General features: G+C 54.1%; 15 protein-coding genes. All 15 read right to left on the reverse strand.

What is annotated here, in order from left to right; all coding sequences use genetic code 11:
- Positions 1–553: 553 nt before the first annotated feature.
- The gene (locus JOD69_RS23995; protein WP_139841199.1) at positions 554–991 is read right to left on the reverse strand and encodes a hypothetical protein; all 438 of its coding nucleotides are present in this window, start codon (positions 989–991) and stop codon (positions 554–556) included.
- A gap of 156 nt (positions 992–1,147) precedes the next feature.
- Positions 1,148–1,738: a GrpB family protein gene (locus tag JOD69_RS24000; RefSeq protein ID WP_086135721.1), complete on the reverse strand. Its 591-nt coding sequence runs from the start codon at positions 1,736–1,738 to the stop codon at positions 1,148–1,150.
- A 429-nt stretch (positions 1,739–2,167) separates the two neighbouring features.
- The gene (locus tag JOD69_RS24005; RefSeq protein ID WP_086135722.1) at positions 2,168–2,602 is read right to left on the reverse strand and encodes a hypothetical protein; all 435 of its coding nucleotides are present in this window, start codon (positions 2,600–2,602) and stop codon (positions 2,168–2,170) included.
- 109 nt (positions 2,603–2,711) lie between these two features.
- Positions 2,712–3,470 (reverse strand): hypothetical protein, encoded by a 759-nt coding sequence (locus tag JOD69_RS24010; protein ID WP_086135723.1) that lies wholly within the window; start codon positions 3,468–3,470, stop codon positions 2,712–2,714.
- A gap of 364 nt (positions 3,471–3,834) precedes the next feature.
- Entirely contained in the window at positions 3,835–4,242 is a 408-nt protein-coding gene (locus JOD69_RS24015; protein ID WP_086135724.1) for an SRPBCC family protein, read from the reverse strand.
- A 76-nt stretch (positions 4,243–4,318) separates the two neighbouring features.
- Positions 4,319–4,966, reverse strand: coding sequence for a dihydrofolate reductase family protein (locus JOD69_RS24020; RefSeq protein ID WP_086135725.1), 648 nt, complete (start codon positions 4,964–4,966; stop codon positions 4,319–4,321).
- 217 nt (positions 4,967–5,183) lie between these two features.
- Positions 5,184–5,507: a hypothetical protein gene (locus JOD69_RS24025; RefSeq protein ID WP_205781171.1), complete on the reverse strand. Its 324-nt coding sequence runs from the start codon at positions 5,505–5,507 to the stop codon at positions 5,184–5,186.
- Between the two features lie 139 nt (positions 5,508–5,646).
- Complete coding sequence (gene blaOXA / locus JOD69_RS24030) at positions 5,647–6,507, reverse strand: class D beta-lactamase (protein WP_240502480.1); 861 nt, start codon at positions 6,505–6,507, stop codon at positions 5,647–5,649.
- 133 nt (positions 6,508–6,640) lie between these two features.
- Positions 6,641–7,066 carry a GFA family protein gene (locus JOD69_RS24035; protein WP_086135726.1) on the reverse strand — a complete coding sequence of 142 codons (426 nt, stop codon included), beginning with the start codon at positions 7,064–7,066 and terminating at the stop codon, positions 6,641–6,643.
- A 1,107-nt stretch (positions 7,067–8,173) separates the two neighbouring features.
- Positions 8,174–9,235 carry a hypothetical protein gene (locus JOD69_RS24045; RefSeq protein ID WP_086135729.1) on the reverse strand — a complete coding sequence of 354 codons (1,062 nt, stop codon included), beginning with the start codon at positions 9,233–9,235 and terminating at the stop codon, positions 8,174–8,176.
- Between the two features lie 38 nt (positions 9,236–9,273).
- Positions 9,274–9,813, reverse strand: a complete 540-nt coding sequence (gene aac(6'), locus JOD69_RS24050; protein WP_086135730.1) for an aminoglycoside 6'-N-acetyltransferase — start codon at positions 9,811–9,813, stop codon at positions 9,274–9,276.
- Positions 9,814–9,888: 75 nt separating this feature from the next.
- A complete protein-coding gene (locus JOD69_RS24055; protein WP_077730012.1) occupies positions 9,889–10,287 on the reverse strand; it encodes a VOC family protein in 399 nt (132 codons plus the stop codon).
- Between the two features lie 179 nt (positions 10,288–10,466).
- Entirely contained in the window at positions 10,467–10,892 is a 426-nt protein-coding gene (locus JOD69_RS24060) for a VOC family protein (RefSeq protein WP_086135731.1), read from the reverse strand.
- 123 nt (positions 10,893–11,015) lie between these two features.
- Positions 11,016–11,297 carry a YciI family protein gene (locus tag JOD69_RS24065; RefSeq protein WP_077730014.1) on the reverse strand — a complete coding sequence of 94 codons (282 nt, stop codon included), beginning with the start codon at positions 11,295–11,297 and terminating at the stop codon, positions 11,016–11,018.
- The coding region (locus tag JOD69_RS24070) for a hypothetical protein (protein WP_210024351.1) at positions 11,294–11,670 on the reverse strand (377 nt) is incomplete at its 5' end. The genes JOD69_RS24065 and JOD69_RS24070, both read right to left, overlap by 4 nt.

Consider the following 11,670-nt stretch of genomic DNA (forward strand, 5'->3'; position numbering starts at 1 on the left):
ACCTCAAGAGTGTGCGGACACCCCGTGCATCCGCTCGCACCAGTGTCGCCTGAGCCTTTCAATCCGTCGAGACGGTCCTCGGCGGACGCTTACGAAAAATACGGCGGGTTGTCGATAGCTGGTCGCAGGTACGGAGTTCATGGGCAGACTCGCGGGAAATTTGGCGGTAGATCGGCGTCCGGCATTTTCGCGTCTCCCTTAGACCAATGTATCGGAACAGGAGCTTCAATAGACTTGATCGCCCATGGCCGATGAAAAACCTCTTGGGCAGGGGTGTGGTCGATGGTGGATATGGCGCTATCGGCTCTGTGAACGGACAAAGACCATTGACCGAACTCGCGCAGGGGGGCGTTACGGTTAAGCTAATGCGCCCCTGCGCGGGCTCATCGATTATTTATGATTTTAATTTGCGGGTTAAACGTTTTATAAAACGTCAACGTGTTAGCTAATGGGCTCGACGGGGAAAATCCTTCAAAAACCCAAAGCTGCAAATAAGAACAACTCTCCAAACGGCTCTCGTCAGGCTCGTTACCTTGGGTTCCCGGTTAAAGCGTTAATTCTTGGTAACCAGGTATCCTCCAACGGCTATCAAGCCTACTGCGACGATTGCCCATAGTATCCTTGCGACAGGATTCCTCCCCTTAGCTGCGGCTGCCTTAAACTGTTGATGAACCGATGGGTTTTTTGCCAAGTAGTCTTCTATTGCTTCCTTCGCGTCCTTCAAGCCAATTTTGTTATGTTCCAGGTAATGTCTAATGGCATCTATCAGTTGACCATTTTGCAATGCCACAAGCGCATTGATTGGCATACTCGAGTGCGGTGAAGATGATGAAGACCGGCCATCATGCTTGAGCTCTCTTTCAACCAATTCCTTGGCATGTTTCAAATCCAGGCCGGTATCTTCCCGAACGATCTTAATGGCTTCGATGATGTTTCCGTTTTTCGCCGCCGCCATAGCTGACGGCGATATTTTTTGTTCAGATACATTCACTTGACTGGACTCCGATTATGTCCTCTAACATGCCCGAGTTCAGGGTCGCTTGGGAGCGGGCAAAGCCCGTTGGAAGGCATCTAACTCGAATGAATAAGCTTAGATTATGTTTCGCTTCGCTCTCGCAATCCAAGCTTAAATACGTCGCTATGGTTTTCATGGTGAACGCCGTGCCCGAGCGAGTATGTCATGAATGACCTCTGTTTTTGCGTCCGCATAGTCCTGGATGTCTTTCCAGATTCGTGCTGCCAATTGACGCTTGGTCTCCTCGTAGAGTTTCCGGTCGTCATCATGTGTCCGGAGCCAATCCCGGAATGCCAGCATCCGATCGATTTCAGGGCATCCGACAGTGAACACGTGAAGATTACCGTCAGGCTCCGGGGCTTTTAGCATTCGGTGTTGAAACCAATCGGGCTCGCGAATGCGCATCACAAAGCCGAGCGACTCAAGCGGAGCGACATAGGACGATTCATCCGCGGAATCGGACACTGCGAGGACCATGTCGATGAGCGGTTTCGCTGATAATCCCGGAACCGATGTGGAACCGACGTGCTCAAGCAGCAGCACCTTCTCGGATAGGGCGTCACGAATTCTGCTGGCTTGCAACGCAAACTGTTTCGGCCAATAGTGATCGTAGGGTGCCAGATAGACGGTGCTATTCAGAGGCTTGCGTTCGCCGACCGTTACCGCAAGAAGATATTCGTTGCTCGTGCCCGCCTGAGCTTTTGAATCGTCAGAAAGCGGCATTCTCGTTTTCTCCGTATGACGCTAGAGCATTTTCATACCTACTGTACGGGCATTCGCGCGTAGGTCGGGAATCCCTTCCCAATCGCAAACGGTCGCTTTAGTCGCGACCCTTCCAATCGCAAACGGGCCTTTAATCGGCCCCTTCCAATCGCAAACGGTCATCCCAGCGCTCCTGGGATGACCGTTTGCGATTGGAACGCCGAAGCCGCCCTTCCCGACGGTGCCGTTGGGGTAACGGGTTCGTCGGCAAAGGATTGCCGACCTACAACCGTGCCGCCCTGTAGGTTGGGAATCCTTTCCCGACGCCACCTGCCAACCGAGCGTCTTCGTCGGCAAAGGATTGCCGACCTACGAAAGCTTGAATCAATTTACCGTCGCCGAAGGCGCATCGCTTGTGGCCGTCCGTGTTGACGGTGTTGATAGGCAAGCTCACTCCTGTTCTTGAAACCATGCTTCCAGACCGCTCCAACGGTGGGTGCCCAGGTAACGGGTTCTACAAGTCGTTCGATAATAGTTGCCGCCATCTGCTCCGAGAGAACATCTGAGATCCAACGGTGCGGGCTTGGTGTAGTGGCGAGCGATCAAAACGACGATCTTGTCGGCGCCGCAGCGCTCGATCCAAGCGTCTCCATGGACCTTATCATCCTGAGCCGAGCGGGTGAGCGAATAGGTGGATTTGCCGTAATCGACAATAAGCGATCCCGCATAGGCGGATCCCGTAAGAGGGTCCTTCCCGACGATTTCGTAGGAACCACCGAGACCGGCAGGAAACTCCGGATCGATTGTTGTATCGCGTTCACAAAAGTCCGCGGCGTAGAAGCTCGCCGGCGATCCGAGGAGACAGAGCGCAAGCAATCTCTTCATGGCAGACTTAAAGAATTACTCATCCGACCACAAAAGCGGCCGTCCAAACAGTGACTCGTAACACCGAAACCACGCGGCTTTTGCCGGGCAGCTGGGACCGGAAGTTGGATTACCTCGTCTGCGAAAATACAAATTGTTTGGATTTCTGATTGAAGACGTAAAAAGCAAAATCACTGTCTTTTCTGTCACAACTAAGGGTTATTTGTTCTACCTTAGATTTATAGCTCCCGACATTCATGTATATAGGCGTCATGATGAACCCGAATGAACAGTCGTGGTCTTGCGGATTAAACTCCTGAGTTACGGTTCGGGTGTGCTTGTCTATCACTTTGATCGTTTTGAAAATCACGCCGGACTCGGTACCTTCATAAACACCAATGAATGCGTGATTCTTGGTTTGCCCCCAAAATGGGATTTCTATATTGCCTTTCGTCAATCCCGCGCCGGTCTTGTCATCCAAAATAGTGTTTCGGTGCAGGCTCACATCGTAGCTCTTTCCGCCACTGACCCATGTTCCCTGAGCACCAGTCTCATCTGCGCTCAGCTTGAATTGGCAAGATGATGTGTCAAATCCAGATCGGGAACCTTGAACAATAATGCGATCAAATTCAGTCTCGTCATGAATTTCGCAAAGCTCAATAGTGCCTGAGCTACCGCGTTTGCCGTAGATCGGAATCGGAATAATGTTCTTGTCATAGTAGTAGCTCCCGTGGAAGGCTAGGCCACTGCCAAAGTCGTATTCCTGAAGTGAAAAATGGATGGGGTACGTACCAATTTTGCCGATGTAATTAGTGACCTGATACCACCCCGCTACCGCATTCCTACCGAAAAGTAGCAGCAATATCCCAAAAAAGGCGACTTTCCTCATACACGATCTCGAAGTGTAACGAGGGTATAGAAAAACCCTATTTTCGAGCATTTTATTAACCCGGCCTATAAATATAGGCCGGGTTAATCCGGGGCAGGGATGCCCCGGCGCGGCGACAAGCCGCGTGAGCCCAGGCCGGGCGTGTACCGGCCTGGGCGGCGGCCCGAAATACCAGGAGGGTATTTACGGGCCTGATTAATAGTGTCTATAACTCGTTGATTATTCATGGACTGAATTTTCGAGTTGAGCGTTTTTCTACAGCGTCAACGTTCGCGTTAACCCGCGAGCAAAAGGGGCGGGAGGCGGCCCCTTTTGCGAGTCGGTGTCGAAACGGGTTGTCGGCGGCGATTGGCGCCGCGAGAAACTACCTGCTTGCCTCAACATGGCGAGTGAAGTTGTTAAGAATGGCTTGCCACCCTTCGCGCTGTTGTTCGATAGAATGAGTTGGCTCGCTATCGAAGGTTACGCGTACTTTAATGCCTTTCGGACTATCAGAGAACTCGACCTGCGCTGCGCGATCGCCGAAGGAATACTCGATCAATTTGTGCTTCACGATATTCGTATAAGTGCCAGCGAAATCAAACCCCATGCTGCCGTCTTTTGCCTCCATTCGTGAGGAGAAGGTACCGCCAACGCGTAAATCGACCGTGGCAGCGGTTGTGTGCCAATCATCGGATGCAGCATTCCACTGTTTGATGTCCTCGGGTGTCGTATATGCACGCCAGACTTCCTCGATGGGTGCAGCTACGGTGGTTTCAACGGTAATTTTCATGGCGTGTCTCCTTTTTGATTGCAGCTAACGCCCAAGTGCAGCCGACGGGCCTTGTTGGGCGGCATTATCTCGATACTCAGGTTTTTCTTAGGACAACGTGAGTTGCTTTGTCAGTAGCCACATGCTCCACGCATCGATAGCCGAGCGAGCGCATGTTGATGCCGGAGAACAAGTTCTCCCCTGAACCTAGCAGAACAGGCGCAAAAGCAAGATGGAGTTCGTCGACTAGACCCGCGCGCAAATACTGTTGAACCGTTGCCACTCCACCGCCAAGGCGCACATCCATACCACCCGCCGCCGCTCTGGCGCGCTCTAGGGCCGCGTGGATTCCTTCCGTGACGAAATGAAATGTCGTGTCGCCTGCCATCGCGATGGGCGCGCGTGCATGATGCGTCAGCACAAAGACCGGTGTGTGAAACGGAGGGTTCTCACCCCACCAGCCTTTCCAGTGCTCGTCTGGCCAAGGGCCGCGAACCGGGCCAAACATATTGCGGCCCAAAATCCACGCTCCGATGTTTTGGATGCCGCGCGCCGCAAAATCGTTGTCTATTCCGGTTGTGCCCGTTTCTTTGCCGTACAGCAGTTGCTGAAACGTTGCGGTCGGGAAAAACCACTCGTGTACATCCAGACCCCCGATACCATTCGGATCTTCGAGGCTCTGTTCGGGCCCGGCGGCGAATCCATCAAGGGAAAGACTGAAACACAGCACGCGTACCTTACTCATCGTGATCTCCTAAGCGAGCGAAATGCTCTTTACGTAGTCGAACGGTGCTGTCCAATTTCGACACGGCCGTTTAATCATGGCTTCGATGACGCCCAACGTTTGAGCCGAGGGGCCAAGTGCCATGCCGGTGGAGATCGGCTCTGGCGAAGGGTAAGGCCACGCGTTCGGGCGAAAGCAGCCTTGACGTGAGACGAGCAGTCCACCGCCGCGCGAGCGCCTAGCTTCTCTTGCCCTTGATGCCAATGCAGTTGCCCCAGGGGTCTCGGACTTGGCATATGACGAGACCATTCTCTATGTTCAGCGGCCCGCGGTAGAGCGTGGCTCCGAGATCCTGGAGTGCGGCCAACGCTGCGTTGAACTCTGGCACTTGCCAGTAGGCGACGGTACCCGCCGGACCAGAGGAGACCTTCTCGTCGGAGGGCACGAACTCCAACTGAACATCGCCGACACGAACCGCTTGGAGTCCTGAGATGGAGTGAACCTGATCCGCTTCGGGGAACGCCCGCTGATACCAGGTACGAGCCTCTGACGGTACAGGCACGTGAATCATGAGTGCGACGAGTCAGTGCATAGTCCTGCTTGCGTGGCCTAATGCTGTGCATCACCGGCAGCAAAAGGCAGAGCGATGTGGCGCCTTTTGCTGTCCGAGTGCATGCGATTGTTAGGCATCTGTTTTGTCGTCACAGTATCCCCAACGCTTTAAGGCTCGCTTTACCCAGTTCTACACGTTTCTTGGCATCGGTTGCTTGCTGAATATCCATATTCAATGCAAACGCATATACACGATCGCCTTTTTGTACCCACCCGATCCACCAGCCAATACCTCGGTTAGGAGCGTTTTCCCAACCCGTTTTACCATATAGCGCCCAATTTTCTCCCCGCTCCATTAGAACGATTTCGCGAACGCTTTTCTGAACCGACCGGGGGAACGGCAATGCCCCCTGAGCCAACTTGGCAAGAAAACGAGTTTGCTCCACTGCACTGATTTTGAGTGGGCCATTCAGCCAAAAGGTATCGATGGAAGTACCTATTTCTCCATTTCCGAAATCAAGCCGCGAAAGATTCTCGCTCATGCGCGTTAAGCCGATACGTCGGGCCAAACTCTGGTAGATCGGGACATTGGACAGGGTAATCGCATCGCGCAATCCCATATCCTTCTCCCAGGTTTTGAACGGCTGTGGGTGACCACCGTAAGGCAGGACTTCGTCAACACTCTCTACCGCGCCAACTGAGAGTCCGATCAGCGAGTGGGGAACCTTGAACGTTGAGGCTGGAACAAAACGTGTTTCGGCGCGAGCTTTGCCGTAGCCAATTAATCGTTGCGCGGTGACATCATAGAGAACGAACGTGCCGTTCACGCCGGAGCCTTTAAATATGGCAGCTACTTTGTCGCTTTCTTCCCAACCAACGGCATAGGCTCGAAATGTAAACAGTACAAATACCACAGCGAGTAGCTGCTTCATAATTTCCTTCTGCCTATCGAGGCTGTGGAAAACCCTTTTTTCGCGCATTCTAGGGTCTGTAACTCGTTGATTGTTCATGGACTGAATTTTCGAGTTGAGCGTTTTTCTACACCCTCGACGTTTGAGTTCACCCGCTCGCGGAAGCGGGCGAAGCCCGCTGTAGCGAATCGGGTGCAACGAAGGGTCGGGCGGCATGCGGGCGCCTTGGTTCTCAGTCGAACTCATTGTGCTGAGGGAGTCTGTCGGTGATGGTGAACCACGGCGCCTTCGAGCCGACGAAGATGTGCGCCGAGGGACGGATGGTAGCTTCATCGCAAAGCGTCCCGAGCGGGACGTGGACGAACTGACCTTCTCGAACCACGGAATAAAGGAGGGAACCGCACTTCGCGCACCGTGCGTCGTGGGCAAGTTCCTCTCCGAAGATGAGCAGGGATTCGGGCCCCTGGCTGAGGATGAGCTTCTCACGCTCGATACCCGCGAACGGCTTGAAGGCAGCCCCAGTAGCGCGGCGGCAGTTCGAGCAATGGCAATTGAGTGCGTAGCAGAAGCTATCTTCGACCGTGTACCGGACGGCACCGCATAGGCATTTGCCCGACAACGAGCGAATGCTCGACGATGGATCGCGCGGTGTGTTCATGCCGCCCAACGACAAAGCTGACGCGCGCCGATGACGATGCCTGATAAAGCTGCAAAGCTTAGCGGCGTCGCCTCGAGCGCCTTGTTGGGCCCCACCTTACGAGCGCTTCTGCGCCAAATAGTCTGCATACTCATCTTGAATTACGAACTCGTTCACTAAGCGCTCTGTGCAGCAAAAGAACCGACGCTCTAGCTCAGCGGTAAGCTTGGAAAAGGAGTCGGCGCTGAACGTTTCTACCGGATCCTCAAACTCAAGTTCCGGGTCGAGCGGTCCGAATTCGTAAACGTCAGTAAACTCTGCGCTCCGGATATTCGCGCTCTCATAGACTGAGACAGTGAAGCCCTCGTTAGAGACACGCGCAGAAAGCCACCGAATGCCTGGCTTTCCGTCTCTGACACAAGCGCCGAGAAAGCACTCAGTTGCTTTCCCTCTACTCAGGGCGGACTCTGCTTCGGACTGGGTGAGGTATCTTCGCGCCATATTCTTGAGCCTAACGTTTGAGCTCACACGCGCGCGGAAGCGGGCAAAGCTCGCTATAGCGCGTCGGTTGGAGCGATCGGTTGGACGTCATGTGCTAGAACGCTGAACTGGTGACAAGAGGTTTGCGTCTCTGGCCAGGAGCCACTCGCCATGCTCACGCCGCAGGACCGTAAGCGTATACCCCACTCGCTCTATCGCCTGGCTCGCCCCTGGCGGTGTGACCGCGACAGAAAGTTTGGTCCATACGAACGCCATGTCACCAGAAACTTGAACCTCCTGAATCTCCGACGTGCCCTCGAACTTCGGACGAGGGCTGCCGGGCGGGACCTGTGACAGGGCCGCAAACTCCGCCTTTCGCATAGGCGGCCGGCCAGGAACGAGAAAGACAACATCGTCTGTCATGAGACCAAGCACGGTGTTTATATCGCCTGCCTTGGTGGCGGACTGCCACGTTTGAACAATCGCGCGGATTTGGTCTTCATCGCTCAACATACTGATCTTGTTGATGGGACGCCTAACGACCAGCTTCACCGGCACTTGACCGCAACGACCGGAGCGATAGCGAAGGGAGGCAGCGGACAAGTGTCCGTGTGCAAGCTGTTGTTAGAGCGCGGCGTGAGATGCTCATTACAGCCGCCGAATTAAGTTCTTCGCCCATATCATGCAAAACTCAATTGCCCAATCTGTTTGGGGGGGCGAAAGCTCTGGAACTGGTTGGCTCCCCGCACCATGACCGAACGGATTGCGAACCTTAGAGAAGAACTCGACCAAGTTGTCTCGCTCCCAACCATTGATAAACTCACCATTTGCTTTTGCGCGAAGATTGTCAATGTAGTTTGCCGCGCCTTTTTCGTTACCCCGGGTCCACCCCTTGGTGTCAGATATGATCTTGATGGTGCTTTCCAGAGCCTTCGCCGCAAATAGTGCCGGGTCCCGTCCTCCGCTATCCCGGAGATCAATAGCTTCTTTCATGTCATGATCGACGCTCTGCCACATTGGATCGCCAACCAACAGCCAGAACGGCTGTTCTATGTGTCGCACAATGACTTCATCCTCCGAGATTTGAATGAACCCATTGTGATAGTGAAGCTTCGCCCGAGAACGACGGAATCGCTCGTTTAGTTCGTTGCACGATGCCCGAAACATCTCGTTTTGAGTTTTGTTCCACGCACGAAGTCCATCAGCTCGATTGCCGGGCAGGCGTATCCCCCGATGCAGCCCCCGCTTCTCCTCTAGCTCAGCTTCTTGAACCTGTCTATCGAGGCTTGCGTTGAGCGCTGAAAGCTGTTCTTCTCGATGGCGGAACGCTAGTTCTATGAAGCTCAGGCGCTCCTTGACAAACTGATCGGCTGGCACGGAACCATCGTATGCGGCAAGAACAAAGTTCTCGCACACCGTGATTTTCGCCCACGTTCCGCTAGTCCAGTGTTTATTCCCATTCCACTCGGTGTAGTAACCATAAGTCGGGGAGGACAAATCCTTAAGGCCAAGCTCCATCGCTAGCCTCTTGTTGAGGCCGTCCCATATCACCTTAGCTTCTGGTTTTTCCTTGCCGTTGGCGTCGTAGTAGGGAAACAGTTGCTCGGCAACGATTCGAAACCCTTGAACCAGCAATCTCCGCGCGTTTTCGTCGAAGTCGTCCCATATGGGAGTTTCCAGGTATCTATAAGCAAAGATGTCTGTGAGCATCGACAGGCCATTTATGTCCGAACTCTTGGAATCCGATCTTACTCAGAATCGCGAAGAATCTCCTTCCGCGCACTAGCGTTCGAGCTAACGCGACCCTCCACGGCCGGCCGCGCGGGCAAGGCGGCATTCGTGGGTTTGAGCGTCTTGTTGAAGTACACCACTCGCTCCGTCACTGCGAAGCCCAGCTTGCGGTGGACGGCTTGACTCACCTCGTTCTCGATGGGCGTGTCGGAAGCCAACTCCACGCAACCTCTAGAAGTGGCCCACTGAGCCACCACCTCGACCAAAGCTCTTGCCTCGCCTCGTTTTCGGGCGCCTGGGCTCACGTACAGACCTTCCAGGAATGCGACGGGCGCGGACTTAGTGCCGTTCACGTGGTCGGTCCGGATGGAGGCTTCGGCGAAACCAACTGCTCCTTGCTCTGCTGACCGGGCGATGAACTGAGCGTAGCGCTCCGGCTCTACCAAGAAGGCGGCCATCTCGTCCAGATGCTCGTCTGCGCGCCCATCAGGCCACAACTCGAGGCGCAAGCGCAGCCAGTCAGGATCCAGCGCAGTGGCCAACCGCTCGATCTTCATACCGCCCAACGCCTGAACTCGGCCGACGTTTTGCCGCGGCGGAGCGGAGGCAAAACGGTCGGCTGGCGTGCCGTGTTAGGCAGCAAGGTTCAGCTGCCAAGATACGCCGAAGCGATCATTTACCCAGCCGAACCGCTGGCTGAACCCGTAGTTGCCCAAAGGCATCAGGACTTGACCGCCCTCAGACAGCGTTTCAAATGCCTGCTCTAGCTCTGCTGCCGAACCAAATTCCACGAAAGTGGAACTCGAAGGCGTGAACGAAAAATCATGCTTTATCGGGCTATCCGAGCACATGAACTCGCGGCCGCAAATAGTGAATAAGGCGACCTTTATAGTGCCGGCAGGACCCGGCTCGCCTTGAGTCCAGTATTCGACTCGCACCATGCGGGAATCAGGGAAGGTGGCGAAATACAGGTCAAGCGCAGCCTGCGCGCTGCCGCCCTGAAACATGAGGAATGGTCTGGCTGTTGGCATTAGATACCTCGACTGGTGTTGGACGCTTAACGAAGCTGTAGAAAGACCCTATTTTCGAGCATTTTAGGGCAAACAACCGATTGATTGTTCGTGGGCTCAATTTTCGAGTTGAGGGTGTTCTACGGCCTCAATGCTTGAGTTATGCCGTGCCGTGAAGCGGCATCGGCTTGAATGAATTGTTAGGCGCTGCCATTGCGAAGCCTGATGTGTGATTCCGTTGGCTGAAGAAGATCCCACATGTTGCCGTAGAGATCGAGAAACACGGCAACCGTCCCGTACGACTCATGCTTTGGTTCACGGACGAACACGACGCCCTTTGATCGATAGGACTCATAGTCGCGCCAGAAGTCATCAGTGTAGAGGAAGAGGAACACCCGACCACCTGTTTGGCCGCCAATGCGGCTTTCCTGGTCTGGGCTTGAGGCGCGCGCGAGCAGGAGTTGGCATTCTGTTGCGCCAGGTGGCGAGACGACAACCCATCGCTTGGATTGCTCAGGTACGAACGTATCTTCAACGAGTCTGAAACCGAGAGTACCGACGAAGAAGTCGATAGCTTCATCGTAGTCATGAACAACGAGGGAAACGAGGCCGAGCGATTGCTTCACTAAGATCTCCGACTGTGGTGGGTAAAGCGCCTAATGTTCACCATAATCGGCGGTGGAAAGCGGTGCGACGAAGGAGCGCTGCTTTCCACCGTCCGTGTTGATGGCGTTGTTAGCCAGTGATGCTTACCTCAACTCATAGATTCGAATACTTGAAATAAACGGATTGCTTTGGGCTAGTTTTTCGGCGGCATCAAGGCTTTCTGCTTCGATGATGTTGTAACCCGTAATGGACTCCATATTCCAGGGTAGATCCCTGGCGCCGTTCTTTGAGATTTCTCGACCACCGGCGAACCCACCCTGCTCGACTTGCTTGTCTGAAATGGACTCGAACCAAGCCTGCCAAGCCTTCATGATTTCCGGGGTGGGTTTTTCAAATCCATAATGCAGGAACATAAACTTTTTCATTGGTTTCTCCTGGTAAAGTGTTGAGGCTTGATTTTGGATTTTTCTGTCTTTGGGGGTAGAGTGCCAACGTAAGTCAGTGCCATTTGCAGCCAGCTTTCGAGAGCATTGTCCTGGCTTATTCCAGCAGGTTCAATCGATATGAAACCAGGCATGGGATGACCGCCACCGTCGCAACGCTTTGCCATGGCATTGGCAAGTGCCTGCGGTTCGGCATCTTTGCCGACGCGAACCATCAGGCCTTTCTTTGAAGCGCAGCACAGCATGTTGCCGTTTAACAGAGAGTAATGGTCAAATGTTGTGTACGGGGGTGGGCTCAGGCGGCGACTTTCTCGACGTCTTCCTGAACTCCATCCTTGAACACGACTCCCTCGAT

The organism is Methylocaldum sp. RMAD-M (assembly GCF_017832375.1).
In the GTDB taxonomy this organism is placed as follows: Bacteria; Pseudomonadota; Gammaproteobacteria; order Methylococcales; family Methylococcaceae; genus Methylocaldum.